This window comes from Corynebacterium sp. c24Ua_83, assembly GCF_039907245.1.
Taxonomy (GTDB): domain Bacteria; phylum Actinomycetota; class Actinomycetes; order Mycobacteriales; family Mycobacteriaceae; genus Corynebacterium.
In genome coordinates, this window is the sequence record NZ_JASBOI010000001.1 from 115,217 (window position 1) to 134,268 (window position 19,052).

The 19,052-nt window shown below is 62.7% G+C and carries 18 protein-coding genes; 15 read left to right on the plus strand and 3 right to left on the minus strand.

Annotated elements, in window-relative coordinates; genetic code table 11:
- The first annotated feature begins 215 nt into the window (after positions 1-215).
- The 12 genes from QKE30_RS00530 to QKE30_RS00585 all read left to right on the plus strand — a co-directional run bounded on the left by QKE30_RS00530 (position 216) and on the right by QKE30_RS00585 (position 14,807).
- The gene (locus QKE30_RS00530) at positions 216-2,510 is read left to right on the plus strand and encodes a polyribonucleotide nucleotidyltransferase (protein ID WP_239199678.1); all 2,295 of its coding nucleotides are present in this window, start codon (positions 216-218) and stop codon (positions 2,508-2,510) included.
- Positions 2,511-2,556: 46 nt separating this feature from the next.
- Positions 2,557-3,330: a 4-hydroxy-tetrahydrodipicolinate reductase gene (gene dapB / locus QKE30_RS00535; RefSeq protein WP_239199658.1), complete on the plus strand. Its 774-nt coding sequence runs from the start codon at positions 2,557-2,559 to the stop codon at positions 3,328-3,330.
- Positions 3,331-3,333: 3 nt separating this feature from the next.
- A complete protein-coding gene (thyX, locus tag QKE30_RS00540; RefSeq protein ID WP_239199637.1) occupies positions 3,334-4,086 on the plus strand; it encodes an FAD-dependent thymidylate synthase in 753 nt (250 codons plus the stop codon).
- A gap of 93 nt (positions 4,087-4,179) precedes the next feature.
- Entirely contained in the window at positions 4,180-5,082 is a 903-nt protein-coding gene (gene dapA / locus QKE30_RS00545) for a 4-hydroxy-tetrahydrodipicolinate synthase (protein ID WP_035003691.1), read from the plus strand.
- Positions 5,083-5,089: 7 nt separating this feature from the next.
- The gene (locus tag QKE30_RS00550) at positions 5,090-7,222 is read left to right on the plus strand and encodes a ribonuclease J (RefSeq protein WP_239199618.1); all 2,133 of its coding nucleotides are present in this window, start codon (positions 5,090-5,092) and stop codon (positions 7,220-7,222) included.
- A 39-nt stretch (positions 7,223-7,261) separates the two neighbouring features.
- Positions 7,262-7,894 carry a TIGR03085 family metal-binding protein gene (locus tag QKE30_RS00555; RefSeq protein ID WP_239199615.1) on the plus strand — a complete coding sequence of 211 codons (633 nt, stop codon included), beginning with the start codon at positions 7,262-7,264 and terminating at the stop codon, positions 7,892-7,894.
- Between the two features lie 90 nt (positions 7,895-7,984).
- Positions 7,985-11,101 carry a DNA translocase FtsK gene (locus tag QKE30_RS00560; RefSeq protein ID WP_347933830.1) on the plus strand — a complete coding sequence of 1,039 codons (3,117 nt, stop codon included), beginning with the start codon at positions 7,985-7,987 and terminating at the stop codon, positions 11,099-11,101.
- A 224-nt stretch (positions 11,102-11,325) separates the two neighbouring features.
- Complete coding sequence (locus tag QKE30_RS00565; protein ID WP_347933831.1) at positions 11,326-12,345, plus strand: TerC family protein; 1,020 nt, start codon at positions 11,326-11,328, stop codon at positions 12,343-12,345.
- A gap of 6 nt (positions 12,346-12,351) precedes the next feature.
- Positions 12,352-12,954, plus strand: a complete 603-nt coding sequence (gene pgsA, locus QKE30_RS00570; RefSeq protein WP_034964962.1) for a CDP-diacylglycerol--glycerol-3-phosphate 3-phosphatidyltransferase — start codon at positions 12,352-12,354, stop codon at positions 12,952-12,954.
- A complete protein-coding gene (locus QKE30_RS00575; protein ID WP_347933832.1) occupies positions 12,955-13,470 on the plus strand; it encodes a nicotinamide-nucleotide amidohydrolase family protein in 516 nt (171 codons plus the stop codon).
- A 58-nt stretch (positions 13,471-13,528) separates the two neighbouring features.
- Entirely contained in the window at positions 13,529-13,870 is a 342-nt protein-coding gene (locus QKE30_RS00580; RefSeq protein WP_034987723.1) for a helix-turn-helix transcriptional regulator, read from the plus strand.
- A gap of 94 nt (positions 13,871-13,964) precedes the next feature.
- Positions 13,965-14,807: a PspA/IM30 family protein gene (locus QKE30_RS00585; RefSeq protein WP_034987728.1), complete on the plus strand. Its 843-nt coding sequence runs from the start codon at positions 13,965-13,967 to the stop codon at positions 14,805-14,807.
- 7 nt (positions 14,808-14,814) lie between these two features.
- Here QKE30_RS00585 and QKE30_RS00590 read toward each other — a convergent pair whose 3' ends face one another.
- From QKE30_RS00590 to QKE30_RS00600, 3 genes are read right to left on the minus strand one after another with little or no spacing between them, the layout of a single operon-like run.
- Positions 14,815-15,441 carry an energy-coupling factor transporter transmembrane protein EcfT gene (locus tag QKE30_RS00590; protein WP_347933833.1) on the minus strand — a complete coding sequence of 209 codons (627 nt, stop codon included), beginning with the start codon at positions 15,439-15,441 and terminating at the stop codon, positions 14,815-14,817.
- 7 nt (positions 15,442-15,448) lie between these two features.
- A complete protein-coding gene (locus QKE30_RS00595) occupies positions 15,449-16,144 on the minus strand; it encodes an ABC transporter ATP-binding protein (RefSeq protein WP_347933834.1) in 696 nt (231 codons plus the stop codon).
- Positions 16,145-16,147: 3 nt separating this feature from the next.
- Entirely contained in the window at positions 16,148-16,729 is a 582-nt protein-coding gene (locus QKE30_RS00600; protein ID WP_206540416.1) for a biotin transporter BioY, read from the minus strand.
- An 83-nt stretch (positions 16,730-16,812) separates the two neighbouring features.
- On the opposite strand from QKE30_RS00600, the gene QKE30_RS00605 reads away from it, so the two are divergent.
- The 3 genes from QKE30_RS00605 (at position 16,813) to recX (ending at position 18,990) form a co-directional block, all read left to right on the plus strand.
- Complete coding sequence (locus QKE30_RS00605; RefSeq protein WP_035003702.1) at positions 16,813-17,019, plus strand: DUF3046 domain-containing protein; 207 nt, start codon at positions 16,813-16,815, stop codon at positions 17,017-17,019.
- A gap of 244 nt (positions 17,020-17,263) precedes the next feature.
- A complete protein-coding gene (recA, locus tag QKE30_RS00610) occupies positions 17,264-18,391 on the plus strand; it encodes a recombinase RecA (RefSeq protein WP_347933835.1) in 1,128 nt (375 codons plus the stop codon).
- 2 nt (positions 18,392-18,393) lie between these two features.
- Entirely contained in the window at positions 18,394-18,990 is a 597-nt protein-coding gene (gene recX, locus QKE30_RS00615; protein ID WP_347933836.1) for a recombination regulator RecX, read from the plus strand.
- Positions 18,991-19,052 lie beyond the last annotated feature (62 nt).

A 19,052-nucleotide genomic window follows, 5' to 3' on the forward strand; every position in this document is an offset into this window, starting at 1 on the left:
GCTTTAAATCAAACGCCCGCCACCTCTCAAAAGACGAGGTGGCGGGCGTTTGTGCTATTTCGTGCTAGTCTTGATGCCGGTTAAAACCTAAAAGCCAATCGAATAGTTCAAGAAAATTCCACGTCGGTGGCGTCGGCACCGAAGACCAGACGAACAGGCAACCGCCGTGGAGTGCAACGCAAGGTAACGCAGAAAGGCGATTGCGAAACTCCATTATGAGTACGAAGAAGCAGAACATCCAAGCAGAGCTCGTTGACCCGGATGCCGGTGTGTGGGAAGTAGAGGCCACCATTGATAACGGCGACTTCGGCACCCGCAGCATCCGCTTTGAAACCGGGCTGCTGGCCCGCCAGGCCGCTGGGGCAGTGACGGCCTACCTGGACGAGGACACGATGCTGCTGTCCACCACCGCCGCCTCCCGCCAGCCGCGCGAGGGCATCGATTTCTTCCCGCTGACCGTGGACGTGGAAGAGCGCATGTACTCCGTCGGCCGCATCCCGGGTAGCTTCTTCCGCCGCGAAGGCCGCCCCGGCACGGATGCGATCCTGGCCGCCCGCCTGATCGACCGTCCGCTGCGCCCCACCTTCGTTCGCGGCCTGCGTAACGAGGTGCAGGTCATCGTGACCGTCCTGTCGATGGATCCGAAGGATCGCTACGACGTGCTGGCTATCAATGGCGCTTCCGCCTCCACCCAGCTGTCCGGCCTGCCGGTTTCCGGCCCGGTGGGTGGCGTGCGCATGGCGCTCGTCGTGGACGCCGACCACCCGGATGGTCAGTGGGTTGCTTTCCCGACGCGCGAGCAGGAAGAAAAGGCCATCTTCGAGCTGGTCGTGGCTGGTCGTGTAACCGAGCCGGTGAAGCCCGCCCGTGGCCGCGGTCGCGGTCGTGGCAAGGGGGCGGGCAGCGGCGAGCCGAACGTTGCCGTCATGATGGTCGAGGCCGGCGCTACCGACACCGTCGTTGAGCGCATCGCCGAGGGTGCACCGGCGCCGACCGAAGAGGTTGTGGCGCAGGGTATCGAGGCCGCTAAGCCGTTCATCGCCACGCTCTGTGAGGCGCAGGACGCTCTGGCCAAGGCTGTGGACGCCGAGACGCGCGAATTCGAGCTGTTCCCGCCCTACGGCGAGGACGTTTTCGCCTCTGTCCAGGCGGAAGCACTGGATGCGCTGGAAGACATCATGGCCATCGCTGACAAGCAGGAGCGCGACGAGGCACTGGCCGCGAACATGCAGGCCAGCGTCGATGACCTGCTGCCGGAATTCCCGGAGCGCGAGGCGGAGATCCGCGCGGCCCACAACGAGGTCACCAAGACCGTGGTGCGTCGCCGCATCCTGGAGGATGGCTTCCGTATCGACGGCCGCGACAGCACCACGATCCGCGACCTGGGCATCGTCGTCCAGCTGCTGCCGCGTGCGCACGGCTCCGCCCTGTTCGAGCGCGGCGAGACCCAGATCCTGGGCGTGACCACGCTGGACATGCTGAAGATGGAACAGCAGATCGACTCTCTGGGCCCGGAGACCACGAAGCGCTACATCCACCACTACAACTTCCCGCCGTACTCCACCGGCGAGACCGGCCGCGTGGGCTCCCCGAAGCGCCGCGAGATCGGCCACGGTGCACTGGCGGAGCGCGCATTGACGCCCGTGATCCCCAGCCGTGACAACTTCCCGTACACCATCCGCCAGGTCTCGGAGGCTCTGGGCTCCAACGGTTCGACCTCCATGGGTTCCGTGTGCGCCTCGACCCTGAGCCTGTACAACGCCGGCGTGCCGCTGAAGGCGCCGGTGGCGGGTATTGCAATGGGTCTGGTGACCGGCAAGGTTGGCAAGGCCGGCAAGGACAAGTACGTCACCCTGACCGACATCCTGGGCGCCGAGGATGCCTTCGGCGACATGGACTTCAAGGTCGCGGGTACTCCCGACTTCGTGACGGCTCTGCAGCTGGATACCAAGCTCGACGGTATTCCGTCCGACGTGCTGGCCGAGGCACTGCAGCAGGCGCGCACCGCGCGCCTGGAGATCCTGCAGCTGATGGGCGAGGCCATTGACTCGCCTGATGACATGAGCGACCTGGCCCCGCAGATCACCAGCATTAACATTCCGCAGAACAAGATCGGTGAGGTCATCGGCCCGAAGGGCAAGACCATCAACCAGATCACGGAGGAGACAGGCGCGAACATCACCATCGAGGACGACGGCACGGTGTTCATCTCCGCCGTCGGCGGGGAGGCTGCGCGCGAGGCGGAGGAGAAGATCAACGCCATCGCGAACCCGCAGCAGCCGAAGGTGGGCGACCGCTTCCTGGGCACGGTAGTAAAGACCACCGCGTTCGGTGCATTCGTTTCCCTGCTGCCGGGGCGCGACGGCTTGATCCACATCTCCAACCTGGGTGGCGACCGCCGCATCGAGCGGGTGGAGGACGAGGTCTCGGTGGGCGACAAGCTCGAGGTGGAGATCGCGGACATCGATAACCGCGGCAAGATCTCCCTGGTCCTGGTCGAAGACAACTAGCCGCTAGCTACGGGCTAATTGAGAGCTATTAAGGAGCGATTGATCTATGACTCGCATTGGTGTTTTGGGTGTCCGCGGGCGTGTGGGCAGCGCCGTTGTAGCCGCCGTTGAGGCTGACGCGAACCACGAGCTGGTGGCCGCCATCGACCATGGGGATGACCTGCAGGCGCTGGTGGATAACAAGGCTGAGGTCGTGGTGGACTTCACCGTTCCGGATGCCGTGATGGGCAACCTGGAGTTTTGCATTAATAACGGCATCCACGCCGTCGTCGGTACCACCGGCTGGACGGAGGAGCGCTTCGAGACCGTCCGCGGTTGGCTGCAGGAATCCCCGGAGACTGGGGTGCTCGTTGCCCCCAACTTCGCCATCTCCGCCGTGCTGACCATGAAGTTTGCGGAGATCGCAGCGCCCTTCTTCGAGTCCGCCGAGGTCGTGGAGCTGCACCATCCGAACAAGGTGGACGCGCCTTCCGGTACTGCGGTGCACACCGCGGAAGGTATCGCGCGCGCTCGTAAGGCCGCCGGTCTGGCCGAGCAGCCGGACGCCACCACGCAGTCCCTGGACGGGGCGCGTGGTGCTGACGTGCAGGGAGTACCGGTGCACGCCGTGCGCATGACCGGCATGGTTGCCCACGAGCAGGTCATCTTCGGCACCAAGGGGCAGACCTTGACCCTGAAGCAGGACTCCTACGACCGCGAGTCCTTCGTGCCGGGAATCATGATCGGCGTGGACAAGATCGGGGAGAACCCGGGTCTGACCATCGGTTTGGAGAATTTCCTGGGCCTGGACGGCGACGTCAACGGCGGTGCTAAGGCCTAGTTCATGGCTACTGTTGCACCCCTACAGATCGACCTGGTGGGTCACACCGCCTTCGATTCAGTGCCGGACCTGGACTGGCAAACCGACGCAGACGACAGTGCCGCTTTGGTCGAGTTCGCGGGCAGGGCTTGCTACGAAACGTGGGATAAGCCCAACCCGCACACCGCGACGAATGCGGCCTACGTCCGCCACATTATGGACGTCGGCCACACCACGCTGCTGGAGCACGCCAGCGCCTCGATGTACCTGCGCGGGGTTTCTCGCTCCTGCAGCCACGAGATCATGCGCCACCGGCACTTCAGCTTCAGCCAGCTTTCGCAGCGCTACGTGCCCGCCGACGAGGCACGGGTCGTGGTGCCCGAAGCGGTAGCCGGCAATGAGGACTTGAAGAAGCTATTCTTGCAGGCAGCGGATGTGGCATACGACGCCTACCGGGAGATCCTGGATGGCCTGGGCGAGGACTTCGCCGAGGAGCCAAACGCCGTGTTGCGCACGAAGCAGGCGCGCCAGGCGGCCAGGGCGGTGCTGCCGAACTGCATCGAAACCCGTTTCGTCATGAGCGGCAATTTCCGTAGCTGGCGGCACTTTATCGCCATGCGTGCCGCCGAGCATGCGGATCCGGAGATCCGTCGGATCGCTGTCGCGTGCTTGCGTAAACTGCAGGAAGTAGCGCCAAACGTGTTCGAGGACTTCTCGATCACGCAATTGCACGACGGCGGGGAGATGGCGACGAGCCCGTACGTAGGCGAATCCTAAGGGCGGCGGGTCTTAGGGCCGTCAATTACAACCCGCCGAAATTAACCACCCAAATACGTGAGTTTCTCGCGAAGGAAGGTAGTCTGGGAAGTCATGAGTACAGGTAACGCAGCAACAAGGGGATCCGCGCACTTCGGAACTATCTCTCTTGCGATGGTGACCCCCTTCAAAAAGGACGGCTCCATCGACTTGGACGCGGGCGTGGCACTTGCTGGCCACTTCGTGGATGAGGGCTGCGATTCTTTGGTCTTGGCCGGAACTACCGGAGAATCACCCACCACGGGTGCGACCGAGAAGCTTGACCTGCTCAGAGCAGTACGATCCGAGCTCGGCGACCGCGTTAAGCTGATCGCCGGAAGCGGGTCTTATGACACAGCTGTCACCGTAGAAATGTCTCGCGCATCGCAAGAGGCGGGGGCTGACTCTCTGCTGGTTGTGACTCCTTACTACTCCCGTCCCAGCCAGGAGGGTATCTACCAGCACTTTAAGACCGTTGCGGACGCAGTGGATATTCCAGTGTGCGTCTACGACATTCCCTCTCGTTCCGTCGTCCCGGTGGAGCCGGAGACCCTGCACCGACTGGCCGATCATCCACAGATCGCCGCCGTCAAGGATGCAAAGGGAGACCTGGCCGCCGGCATGGAGCTGATTGAGAACACCGACCTGGCTTGGTACTCGGGCGACGACCCGCTGAACCTGCCCTGGTTGGCCGCAGGTGCCACCGGCTTCATCTCTGTGATTGGCCACGTAGCAACGCGACAGCTCAAGCAGATGAGGGATGCGTTCGACGCAGGCGACATTGCCACCGCCCGTAGCATCGCAGTGCAACTGCAGCCGCTACAGAAGGCACAGGCCCGCCTCGGGGGCGTGACATTCGCGAAGGCAGCACTGAAGCTAAAGGGGAAGGACGTGGGTGCACCGCGTCTTCCCATTATCGAACCAACAGCAGCTGAGATGGATCAGCTGGCTCAAGACCTGCAGGCAGCAGGGGTATAGGGAAAATATGACTGAACAACGTTCCCGAGGCCGCAAGGTTACTCGGAAGGCCGCTCCGCCGAGCGCGGAAGCGGAAGCACAATCGGATAACACCGCTGTCTCCAACGCTGAGGCTGCGACGGTTTTCAACGATGGTGGCGTCGCTAAGAACAACGCCAACAACAACTCCGGCGGCAACGATAACAACGGCTCTGCCGATAACGGCGGCAACAAGAACAACAACGGTGGCGGCAACCGCAACCGTAATCGTCGCTCCCGTGGTCGCGGCCGTGGCAACGGTGGTAACAACGGCAGCAATAACAGCAACAACAGCGGCAACCGGAACAACGGCGGCGGCAAGGGCCGCGGCCGGGGTCGTGGTGGCGACCGTCGCAAGGGCGCGCTGAAGACCATGCAGGGCGCGGACCTGACGCAGCGCCTGCCGAAGCCGCCAAAGCAGCCGAAGGGCAGCCTGCGCATCGTCGCGCTGGGCGGCATCTCCGAGATCGGCCGCAACATGACGGTTTTCGAGTACGAAGGCCGCCTGCTGATCATCGACTGTGGCGTGCTGTTCCCGAGCTCCGGTGAGCCGGGCGTGGACCTAATCCTGCCGGACTTCAGCTACCTGGAGGACAAGTGGGACCGCGTGGAAGCGCTGGTCATCACCCACGGCCACGAGGACCACATCGGTGCTATCCCGTGGCTACTGAAGCAGCGCGCGGACATTCCGATCATTGCCTCCCGCTTCACCTGCGCCTTGATCGCAGCGAAGACTCAGGAGCACCGCCAGCGCCCGAAGCTGATCGAGGTCGACGAGAACTCCCACGAGAGCCGTGGCCCGTTTGACCTGCGCTTCTTCGCAGTGAACCACTCCATCCCGGACTGTCTGGGCATCGCGCTGAAGACCGGCGCTGGCCTGCTGGTGCACACCGGCGACATCAAGCTGGACCAGACCCCGCTGGACGGGCGTCCGACGGATCTTCCTGCGCTGTCTCGCTTCGGCGACGAGGGCGTCGACCTGTTCCTGTGTGACTCCACCAATGCCACCACCCCGGGCGTTTCCGGCTCCGAGGCTGACATCGCGCCAACGCTGAAGCGCCTGGTGCGCGACGCTAAGCAGCGCGTCATCATCGCCTCCTTCGCATCGAACGTCTCCCGTGTGCAGTCGGCCGTGGATGCCGCCGTGGCGGCCAACCGCAAGGTTGCCTTCAACGGCCGCTCCATGATCCGCAACATGGAGATCGCAGAGCGCATGGGCTACCTGAACGTCCCGCGCGGCACCATCGTCTCTATGGACGAAGCCTCCAAGATGGCTCCGCACAAGGTCGTGCTGATTACGACCGGTACGCAGGGCGAGCCGATGGCCGCGCTGTCGCGCATGGCCCGCCGCGAGCACCGCCAGATCACCGTCCGCGACGGCGACCTGATTATCCTGTCCTCCTCCCTGGTTCCGGGTAACGAGGAAGCAGTGTTCGGCGTGATCAACATGCTGTCACAGATCGGCGCGACCGTGATTACGGGCCGCGACGCGAAGGTACACACCTCTGGCCACGGCTACTCCGGCGAGCTGCTGTTCTTGTACAACGCCGCCCGCCCGCGCAACGCGATGCCGGTGCACGGCGAGTGGCGCCACCTGCGCGCCAACAAGGAGCTGGCGATCAGCACGGGCGTGAACCCGAACAACATTCCGCTGGCGCAGAACGGCGTGGTTGTCGACCTACACAATGGTCACGCGAAGGTGGTCGGCCAGATCACCGTCGGTAACTTGTACGTCGACGGCACCCGCATGGGCGATATCGACAGCGGCGTTCTGGAGGACCGCACCGCGATGTCCGAGGGTGGCCTGATTTCCATCACCACCGTCATCGATAACCGCACCGGGCGTCCGCTGGAGGCTCCGAGCGTGCAGGCCAAGGGCTTCTCCGATGATGCCCGCGACATGCTCAAGGAGATCCAGGAGAAGGTCGACAACGTCATGATCGACCTGGCTGGCGAGGGCGAGAACGATCCCTACCGCATGGCACAGGCCATCCGCCGCAAGGTGGGCAAACTGATCTCCGACAAGTGGAACCGCAAGCCGATGATCGTGCCTACCGTTGTGCCGATGAGCTCCGAGATCGTCGAGGAACTCGAGGAAGAAGAGGCGCGCGAATCCGTATAGCCTAAGGTTTCGCTACGCTGGGGTGGCATGGAACACAACATGAACACCTCCCAAGCGGAACGCGAAGCCCTGGCGAACCTTCTACAGCAGTCCAGTCCAGACGCACCTACGTTGTGCGCGGGCTGGACTGCTCGCGATTTGGTGGTCCACCTCGTTATCCGCGAGTACCGTCCGGATGCTGCCGCTGGCATGTTCTTCAAGGGGCTTGCCAATCGTCTGGATTCCGTCAGCCACGATTACGAGTCCAAGCCGTACGCAGAGCTGGTGGAGATGTACCGCAACGGTCCGCCGACGTGGAACCCATTGCGACTGGCGGACAAGTACGCCAACCTCGCCGAGAACTTCGTCCACCACGAGGATCTGCGCCGTGGGGGAGGGGAGTACGCTCCCCGCGACCTACCGCAGTCCGCCCGGGATGACCTGTGGAAGGCAGTGGGGAAGATGGCGAGGTTTTTCCTGCGCTCCTCGACCATTCACGTGGTGCTGGAGCGTACCGACGCCTCCGCGCCGACGGTGGTTCGTGCGGGTGCCGACACCACCGACGAGGTGCGGGTAAGCGGCGAAGCCGGGGAGCTGCTGATGTGGCTCTATGGCCGCGACGGCGCGGTGGACGTGGTTCTGAACCCTGCGGATGAGGGCACGACCGCGCGCATTAAGCGCCACGTGTTCTAAAAAGTTTTCCGCTGAATCTGAGCATCTTTTTAGAACAAAGCGCGTGTTGCTCATGTGACTACTGTGATCAGTGCGACTAGAGTGGTGGCCATGTCTGTCACTAGTCGTTCTCGCAGCTCTGCGCCCCGCGGAAGGGGCGCACACGCCAACCGGCCGGGCTCCGGCCGTCGCGGTGGGTTTGAAGATACTCGATCCGCAGCGCCGGTCGGTGCCGGTTATTCTGGCTATGCCGGGGGCGAAGACTTCGAGAGGACCGGCAGCGCCTTCGGCGTGGTCGGCCACTCGCTGGGGTCTGCGTTTAGTGGAGCGGCACGGGGTATCGGTGGCTTGACTCGCCGCCTAGCGACCCGCCGTGACGCAGGTGACTTTGATTCTTATGACGACGCAGATTTTCTAGAGGAGGCGGAAACCCAGGTGATCTCCAAGAAGGGGAAGCAGCGGAGTTCGCGCAATAGTCAAGTCAAGAAGCTTGATTCGGGTCGTGGTTCGCGCGCTGGTGACGGTTGGACGCCGGACACTGAGGACGATGGTTTTGACGCCGACTTCAGCGCCCAAGACCCCAGCGAAGGTGCAGGACCGATGCGCATCGGCGGCTCCTACGACGGTGCGGCCATCGGCGTGTTCGCCGTAGCCCTAATCCTGGCTGGAACCCTCTGGTTTGGAGTGGGCGGTGCCGTGGGTAACGGCATCGCGGGAATTCTCACCTGGATCATCGGCGCGGGCGGATACGTAGTCCCGATCGCCATGGTCTTCGCCGCCTGGGTATTGATGGTCGGCATCGAGCGCACCCAGCGTTCCACCGTCCGCCTGTGGATCGGCTCCGCGCTGGTAGTTCTGCCGATGCTGGGGCTCATTCATATCTTCGCCGGCCAGCCCACTGATAGTGCCGGAAAGGCGAGCGCGGGCGGCCTTGTCGGCCAGGCTATCGGTACGCCGATGGCCGTTGGCTTTAGCGTCTACCTGGCCGTTCCTCTGCTACTGCTGGCCATTGTGTACGGCGCACTGCAGCTCACGGGTCTGACGGTAAAACAGATCTATACCCTTGCAGCTGACTTCCTGGGTGTGGGCAGTTGGCGTGATGGTCGCGGTAGCGATGGTTACGCCGACTACGAAGACCAATCCAACGACGTTGACGAGGACGATCAGTATGGCCACGTCGATCGTCAGATCACCCGCGCCGCCCGCCGGACGCCGATGGACAACTACCCGGTGGAGGAACAGGGGAGCGACGTAGACGACGCGGCTGACTCCAACGAGACCCTGGTGCTCGACACTGCGTCCTCCCGCGCACCGCAGCGTCGCAAGCGCACCCAACCGAAGTGCCCCCAGCCAAAGCGCCCGGAGTCTAAGCGCACCCAGCCGAAGCCTGCACCACAGGTAGAGGACGTCGCAGAGCTGCTGGATGACGACGAGGCAGAGTCCAAGCCTGAGCCCAAGCGGGATCCCGTAGCCGACTCCCGTGACTCGGTGCGACAGGCCATCATCGCCCGCTCGGGGATCGACGCTGCTGCGGTTCCAGCCTCCACGCCGAAGTCGGAGCTGGAAGAGGACGTGGCTGAGGGCGTCACAGATAAGGTCGCAGAGAAAGCCACAACGAACAAGGAAGAAAGCGACTACGCGCTGCCGTCGACGGACCTGCTGCTCAACGGCGATGCGCCGAAGACCCGCAGCGAAACCAACGATCGGATGATCGAGGCGATCACCGAGGTGTTCGAGGAGTTCAACGTCGACGCGCAGGTGACGGGCTTTAGCCGCGGGCCGACAGTGACCCGCTACGAGGTAGAACTCGGCCCGGGCGTGAAGGTCTCCAAGATCACGAACCTGCAGTCCAACCTGGCGTACGCGGTGGCGACCGACAACGTGCGCCTGCTGACCCCGATCCCGGGCAAGTCCGCAGTGGGCATTGAGGTGCCCAACACCGACCGCGAAATGGTGCGCCTCGGCGACGTGCTGGAGGCGCCGAAGGTGCGCGGTGATGCCGACCCGATGGTCATCGGCCTGGGCAAGGACATCGAGGGCGACTTCGTGGCCCACTCGATTCAGAAGATGCCGCACCTGCTGGTGGCCGGCTCCACCGGTTCCGGTAAGTCGGCCTTCGTGAACTCCATGCTGGTTTCCCTGCTGACCCGCGCCACGCCGGACGAGGTACGCCTGATCCTGGTGGATCCGAAGATGGTGGAGCTGACCCCCTACGAGGGCATCCCGCACCTGATTACGCCCATCATCACCCAGCCAAAGAAGGCGGCTGCCGCTCTTACTTGGCTGGTTGAGGAGATGGAGCAGCGCTACATGGACATGAAGGCCAGCCGCGTGCGCCACATCAAGGACTTCAACCGCAAGGTTAAGTCCGGCGAGATCACCACCCCGCTGGGCTCGGAGCGCGAGTACCGCCCGTACCCGTACATCGTGTGCGTAGTCGACGAGCTGGCCGACCTGATGATGACTGCCCCGCGCGAGATCGAGGACTCGATCGTGCGCATCACCCAGAAGGCGCGCGCCGCCGGTATCCACCTGGTGCTGGCAACGCAGCGCCCGTCCGTGGACGTGGTCACCGGCCTGATCAAGACGAACGTTCCTTCCCGACTGGCCTTCGCCACCAGTTCCTCCACCGACTCCCGCGTGATCCTGGACCAGGGCGGCGCAGAGAAGCTGATTGGCATGGGCGATGGGCTGTTCATCCCGCAGGGCGCGGGTAAGCCGCAGCGCATTCAGGGCGCCTTCGTGACGGACGAGGAGATCAACGCCGTCGTGGAGGCCGCCAAGGACCAGGCCGAGCCCGACTACACCGAGGGTGTCACCGAGGACAAGGCCGCCGAGGCGAAGAAGGACATCGACCCGGACATCGGCAACGACCTGGAGGATCTACTGCAGGCAGTGGAGTTGGTGGTCACCAGCCAGTTCGGCTCGACCTCGATGCTGCAGCGCAAGCTGCGTATCGGCTTTGCCAAGGCCGGGCGCCTAATGGACCTGATGGAGACCCGCGGAGTGGTCGGACCGTCCGAGGGTTCGAAGGCGCGTGAGGTGCTGGTAAAGCCCGAGGAGCTCGACACGATGCTTTGGATGATCAAGGGCGCAAACCCCGAGGACGCACCCAAGGAGGTCATAGAGGCAGATGCCGAGGGTGTCGAAGGCGTTCACGACGGCGATGATTCCGGCGATGACGGCACGCGCGTGGTCGCAGCTAACCCGCCGAGCGGAGCCGTGTAGCTCCTATGGCGCAACCGGCCTCTGGCGGGTGTAGAGTAGTCGGCAGTTGGAGGGGAGTACCCTAACGCCAAGTATGCTTGGCGCCCTCGACATTGATCGTCAGCACGGAAGGTTGCGGTAAAGCCGCGGACCTCCCGGTCATGTCGGCTCGTAACTTTCATGGAACGGGCAGGGGAGACCTCCGGTCTATTTAGTGATGAGTTTTTATCGACCGGAGGTTTTCCATGGAAGTAAATGCCTTAACGTGGACCATCACCATCCTGGTGGTCGCCGGATTCTTTGTCTTCGATTTCTACAGCCACGTCAAAACACCCCACGAGCCGAGCATCAAGGAGTCGGCGCTGTGGAGCCTGTTCTACGTGGCTCTCGCCTGCCTCTTCGGCGGCTTCCTCTGGCTAACCTGGGGTGAGCCAGGTAACCCGCACCAGCACGGCCTGGAGTTCTTTGCCGGTTATATCACCGAGAAGGCCTTGAGCGTGGATAACCTCTTTATCTTCGCGCTTATCCTGAGCTCCTTTAAGATCCCCCGCAAGTACCAGCAGAAGGTGCTGCTCATCGGCATTGCGCTGGCGCTGATCCTGCGTGGTATCTTCATCGCCCTGGGCGCGGCGATCATCGAGGCGTGGTCCGACGTCTTCTACCTGTTCGGCCTGTTCCTGCTGTGGACCGCGGCGAAGCTGCTGTGGGACGAGGTCTCCGGCGAGGAGGAGAAGGACCCGCAGGACATGATGGTCATCAAGATGACCCGGAAGTTTATCCATGTCTCGGATCACTACGAGTCGGACCGTTTGTGGTTTAAGGAAAACGGCAAGAGGGTTTTGACGCCACTTTTCATCGCCCTAGTGGCCATCGGCTTCGTGGACGTGCTGTTCGCCCTCGACTCCATCCCTGCCATCTACGGCATTACCAGCGAGCCGTACATCGTGTTCACGACCAACGCCCTGGCCCTGATGGGGCTGCGACAGCTGTACTTCCTGCTGGATGGCCTGCTGGAACGCCTGGTGTACCTCGGCTACGGCCTTTTCATTATCCTGGCCTTTATCGGTACCAAGCTGATCCTGCATGCGCTGCACGAGAACAACCTGCCGTTTATCAACGGGGGCAAGGGAGTTGCCGTTCCTGAGGTTTCCGTGGAGCTGTCGCTTATCGTCATCGTCGGCGTGCTGGTGGTTACCACGGTCCTGAGCATGACGGTCGGCAAGAAGAAGCTGGCCGAAAACGAAGAGAGCTCCACGGTAGGATAGGTACTTGTGAATACTTCAGCACCGCGATCTTCGTTTGGCACGTTCGTCCACAGCGTGAGCTTGCCGAATGTACTCACGTGCATTCGCATCGCCCTGATCCCGGTGTTCCTCTGGCTGATCCTGACCTCGGGGGATTGGGACGTAGCGGGAGCCGAGCCTGACCGCGCCCACCGTTGGTGGGCACTGCTCGCCTTTAGCCTGCTGATGTTCACCGACCAGCTGGACGGTTACCTGGCTCGGCGCTACGAGGTCATCACCGACTTCGGCAAGCTGGCCGACCCGATCGCGGATAAGGCACTGATGATCTCCGCTTTCGTCAGTCTGAACATTTTGGGCGAGCTGCCGTGGTGGGTCACCGCGATCGTCGTGGTACGCGAGCTGGGCATTACCGTTTGGCGCATGGTGTTGGCGCGCAAGGGCAATGTCGTTCCGGCCTCCAAGGGCGGAAAACTGAAGACGGTTCTGCAGACCCTGGCGGTGTTCCTCTACATCCTGCCGTTCGGCGGGGTCGTGCAGACCATCGCTGTGATCGTGATGGGTGTGGCCGTGGTGCAGACCGTTGTCACCGGCGTGCAGTACATCCTTGACTCGCGCAAGGAAAACGCTTAAATGACGGTGAACCCTGCCGCCGAACACCTGGTCCGGGAGTTCACCCGGCGAGGGCTGACAATCGCGACGGCGGAATCCCTGACCGCAGGGCTGTGCGCGGCCACGATTGCAGAGGTGCCTGGGGCTTCGGCGGTTTTACGCGGTGGCGTCATTGTCTATGCAACAGAGCTCAAGCACGACCTGGCGGGAGTGAGCGAGGAAACCCTGCGCGCGCATGGACCGGTGGCAGCGGAGACCGCGGCGGAGTTGGCAAAGGGGGCGGCGCGGCGTTGCGGAGCAGATGTTGGCGTGGCGCTGACGGGCGTGGCCGGGCCCGACCCGCAGGATGGGCACCCGGTGGGAGAGGTCTTCATTGGGATCTACGATTATGCGCGGGGGGCGCGGGTGGAGAACCTGTACGCAGAGTTCGTGCGGCGGCAGAGCGAAGGAGAGTTCGCAGGGCTGGATGCGGCGCAGCTGCGTGCGAAAATTCGCCAGTTCAGCGTAAACCGCGCGCTGGAAATGGCTAGCGCGTAAACTGGCGGGAACAAATGCGCCGCCCGAGACGTTGGGATGATTGATGAGTCACAATACTATGGTCATGGATACGGTTGCGGTGGAGCGTCCGGCCGAGCGGATGCCCGCGGACGAACCGCTGCTGCGGGAGGCGCTGGGGGCGACCCTGAAGGAATACCGCACCAATAACGGTTTTACGTTGCGGCAGCTGGCCTCGCTGGCAAATGTCAGCCCGGGCTACCTGTCCGAGCTGGAGCGTGGCCGCAAGGAAGTTTCCTCTGAGCTGCTGGCCAGCGTGTGCCATGCGATGGCCGTTTCGGTGGCTTCGGTGATCCTGGAAGCTGCGTCGATGATGGCTCTGGATGCGGCGGCTGCCGAGCTGGCTGCGAACATGGCGGCGGGGGCTGTCGAACGAGCCTAAGTGCAGGGGTGTGCGACGGATTCTTGGTAGTATTATCCGCGCAAAAGAAATATTTTTAGCCCGTTTTTACCTCTCAATGAAGGAGCAATAGCTCATGGCCAATCCGTTCGTGAAGGCGTGGAAGTACCTGATGGCGCTCTTCGACAACAAGATCGAAGAAAACGCTGATCCGAAGATTCAGATCGAACAGGCCATCGCAGAGGCGCAGAAGCAGCACCAGGCACTATCCCAGCAGGCAGCGGCTGTTATCGGTAACCAGCGTCAGCTGGAGATGAAGCTGAACCGCCAGCTCGAAGAGGTAGAGAAGCTGCAGGCCAACACCAAGCAGGCGCTGAACCTCGCCGACAAGGCTCGCGCACAGGGCGACCAGCAGAAGGCCATGGAGTATGAAAATGCCGCCGAGGCCTTTGCTGCACAGCTGGTGACGGCGGAGCAGTCGGTGGAGGACATGAAGAGCCTGCACGACCAGGCTCTACAGCAGGCCGCGCAAGCCAAGCAGGCCGTGGAGCGCAACTCCATGCAGCTGCAGCAGAAGGCCGCAGAGCGCACCAAGTTGCTGAGCCAGCTCGAGCAGGCGAAGATGCAGGAGAAGGTCGCCGATTCCCTGCAGTCCATGAACGCCGTTACCTCGAATGGTTCCCCGAACCTGGATCAGGTGCGCGAGAAGATCGAGCGCCGCTACGCCAACGCTTTGGGGCAGGCCGAGCTGGCACAGAACTCCGTGCAGGGCCGCATGGCGGAGGTCGAGCAGGCGGGCATCCAGATGGCCGGACACTCCCGCCTGGAGCAGATCCGTGCGGAGATGCAGGGCGGCGCGAACAATCAGCTGGGCGGCGCGCAGCAGCAGGAGGCCATCGAGCAGGCCCAGCCGCAGGCGGGCAACGTCAGCCAGGACGCAGTGGCCGAGCGTATGCGCCAGCTGCGAGGCGAAAGCTAGTTTTCAGCTAGTTACCGACTCCGCGGGACTTCAGCGCCTCGCCGAGGCGGCGGGCTCGCAATAGGCTACGAACAATCACCGGCACGCCGAAGGCAAGCACGGAGCGCGATGCGCCCCGTGCTTTTCTTGCGTCTAGCACCTCGTTGACCGTCAGCGCCGTCAGCGGAATCAGGCGGATGGTCAGCGCCACCAGCAGACTGATCGTTTCCACGGGCAGGCCTATCTTGCCCAGCGGGCGCAGGCCCGCCTCGACTGCATCCATGAGCTGCCCAATGGTGGTGGTCAGGGTCAGCAGGGTCGCCATGGCCACCGCACAGAGGATCACCACAAAGTAGGTCAGCGCGGTGGGGAAGTCCCGCTGCCACCACAGCAGCGCGGCGAAGGCCAGCAGCAGCACGGCGGGCGCCAACAGCTGGCGCAACGCTAAGCTCACCGGGATTCGCGCCACCACGTAGCACGCGACGGTGAATCCGGCGACAACCCCTGACTGCCACGGCGCGGTCGCCCAGATTCCGCTGCCGACCAGGAAAAAGAAGAGCAAAAAAATTTTTAGACCCGGGCGGGCGCGGTGCAGAATCGACTGCCCCGGGTGGTACACCGACAGCGGAACGTTGATGTGCAGGGACTTTGCCATAACTTACCTACCCGCCGAAGCTCGCCACGTAGTCGGCAATCACGCGGTCGGGCGGGCCGTCGCCGCGTACCTCGCCATCGGAGATCCACAGAACGCGGTCCATGCCTTCTACAAGCTCCAGGTCATGAGTCACCACGATCAGCTGCTGCGGTAGCTCCGCCAGCCTGCGGGCGATCATTTTTCGGTTGCCGAGGTCCAGCAGGGTGGTGGGCTCATCTGCGATCACCAGCTCTGGCTCCACGACCAGCACCGAGGCCAGAGCCAGCAGTTGTTTTTCGCCACCGGAAAGAAAATGGGGGGAGGCGTCCGCGAGGTGCTCCAGCCCCATGGCGCGCAGCATGGCGGTTGCCCTTTCTTCTCTTTCGCGGCCACTTTTGGTGGTTGCGCGCAGAGAGAACGCGACGTCCTCGGCAACCGTGGGCATGATGATCTGGTTGTCGGCGTCACTAAAGACGAACCCCACCTTGCGCCGCACCTCGCGTCCGCGTTTGGCTACATTGAGCCCAGCGACGCGCACCTGCCCGCTGGTGGGTTCGGCGAGTCCGTTGATGAGACGCACCAGGGTGGACTTGCCGGAGCCGTTAGCGCCGATGATGCCGATTCGGCGTTCGTTGAGGGAAAGGTTGATGTCTCGGAGGACGGTCCGCTGGCCTGTTGAGGTATCGAAGGTGACGCCCACGTTTTCGAACTCGATTTGGGGCATGTTCTAGGCCTTGCGCTTCGTTGGCAGCAGGTCTGGCACTGCCTTGGTGACGGTCAGCGCGATGGCGACGGCGATTGTGACCTTGATGAGGTCTCCGGGGATGAATGGGGTGTTGGCCGCCAGGGCGGTGCTGAAGTCGTAGCCGAGGCGCACCATCAGGCCGATCGAACCACAGAGGTATTGGATGATCACGCCAACGATGCCCGCGAGGAAGAACACGGCGGTACGTGCCCTCGCGTTGCGTGGAGCGTACTGGGCGATCAGGCCGATGACGAAGGCGGCGATGATGTAGCCGACGATGTAACCGACGGTGGGACCCGCGACGGCTGCGGCTGCGGGTTTCCAGCCGGCCATGTTGGGGACGCCGACGAAGCCCACGGCGATGAAGAGGGTAGTGGCCAGGCCGCCGCGCCAGAAGCCGAGGATGAGGGAGGCCAGGACTATGCCCATGTTTTGCAGGACGATAGGCACGCCGGCCACGCCGACAGGCAACTGCACGCCGCCGAGGACGATAATGAGTGCTGCGAAGACAGCGATGTACGCGAGATCTACCGCCTTAAATTTTGTAGTTTCTGAGGATGACATAAGTATGATGATAACCCAGATGAGCCAAAACTTGAACACCGTTCAAGGCGAGGCTCTTGGGTGGGGGTGTACATTGGTAGACCATGCGCAGAACAGAGTTTGATCGGCTGACTTTGGGCGAGTTCGGCGATAGCTTTCGGGCTTTTATTGCGGATACTCACGTGCTGAGTTCGCTAGGGGATACGCCTGCTGCTCTAATCGAACAGGGGTATGATCCGCGCGATGTGTGGTTGGCGCTGTGTGATGATTTCGACGTGCCCGAAGAGCGTCGCCTGGGTGAGGATATCTAGCCTTTTCTTTATTGACGCCCACAGTCTGGACTGGTGGGATGGTCAGTTAAACAATCGAACAAAGGTTCGTGTAGGGTGTGTGTCGGAAACGATGGTTGTCCGCGCGGTCGAGTACAACTATCAATGAACCTTTTCGGAGTACTCCCGGTCTAAGGAGATCGGGGGTGCGAAGAAGATGACGATATTGAATACACCGGAATTGAACACACCGGACGTCACAGCAGATGTAAGGAGCAGCAACTCTATGCCACCGAAGAAGAAGCAGACCGCCGCGGCGGGGAAGGATCGGTCGAAGGCGCTGGAGCTTGCGATGGCGCAGATCGAGAAGGATTTCGGCAAGGGTGCGATCATGCGCCTGGGCGACGACACTCGCCCGCCGATCCAGGCGATTTCTTCTGGCAACATCGCAATTAACGCGGCGCTGGGCATCGGCGGTTTCCCGCGCGGTCGTGTGGTGGAGATCTACGGGCCGGAGTCCTCCGGTAAGACCACCGTGGCCCTGCACGCAATCGCGGAGGCGCAGCGTGTCGGCGGCATCGCGGCTTTCGTGGATGCGGAGCACGCGCTGGACCCGGAGTACGCCCGCGCGCTGGGTGTGGATACCGACGCGCTGCTGGTCTCCCAGCCGGACACGGGCGAGCAGGCGCTGGAGATCGCGGACATGCTGATCCGCTCGGGCGCCATCGACATCATCGTGGTGGACTCCGTGGCGGCGCTGACGCCCAAGGCGGAGATCGATGGCGAAATGGGCGACTCGCACGTTGGCCTGCAGGCCCGTCTGATGAGCCAGGCGTTGCGCAAGATGACCGGCGCGCTGTACCAGACGGGTACGACCGCGATCTTCATTAACCAGCTGCGTGAGAAGATCGGCGTGATGTTCGGTTCTCCGGAAACCACCACCGGTGGTAAGGCGCTGAAGTTCTACGCTTCCGTACGCTGCGATATTCGCCGTATCCAGGCGCTGAAGGATGGCCAGGACGTGGTGGGCAACCGAACCCGCCTGAAGATCGTGAAGAACAAGGTCTCGCCGCCGTTCAAGATCGCGGAGTTCGACATCCTCTACGGCGAGGGCATTTCGCGGGAGGGCTCCATCATTGACCTGGGTGTGGAGACAGGCCTGATTAAGAAGTCCGGTTCCTGGTTCACCTACGACGGCGACCAGCTGGGCCAGGGTAAGGAGAAGGCCCGCGAGTTCCTCAAGAACAACCCGGGCCTGTCCGCGGAGCTGGAGGACCGTATCGCCCGCGAACTGAAGATCGGCCCCTACGCTAAGATGAAGGGCGAGACGGCTGGGGAAGCCGCTGAGGATCAGGCGGACGAGGACAAGCCCATAGAGCTGAGCCCGAACTTCGACGATGACGATGCCAACTGACGATGCCGATTAGGCAAAGCGAGCGCGACCAAAAGGTAGAAGCGCTACGGCAGGCGATCGCCAACTACTCGCCCGGCGAGGGCGAGCTGTTCCTGGATGCGGCGGAGGAGGAAAGACTCGCGCCGATCAAGGCCAAGGCGGTGCGCTTGATCAATCACCGAGCACGCTCCACGGAGGAGCTGCGCCAAAGGCTGCTCGATGCGGAGTTCGAGCCCGAGGGCGTGGAGGAGGTCATCGACCGCTGCACGGCAAACGGGATGCTCGACGATGCTCAGTTCGCCAAAGAGTGGGTGCGGCAGCGGGAGAAGAATCAAAAGAAGTCCGTCGCCGTGCTGCGCCGGGAACTACAGCGCAAGGGCATCGCCGCAGTACTGATCGAGGACGCGCTGGCACAAGTGGACGAGGAATCCCAGGAGCAGATCCTGGAGGAGCTCGTAGCCAAGAAGGCAGCCAGCGTAAAAACCCGCCCCGCCGACCGCAAGGAATACGACAAGGCACTGCGCCGAGTAGTGGGCGTGGCCGCCCGCCGCGGATTTCCGCAAGGCGTAGCCCTGGCATATGCTCGCCGCGCGCTAGACGCACGAATAGAGGAGCTGTAGCGGGCGTCACTAGCTAAGACCTCACTTTTCTAAACGCGGTGGGCAAAGGGGTAGGGTAATCC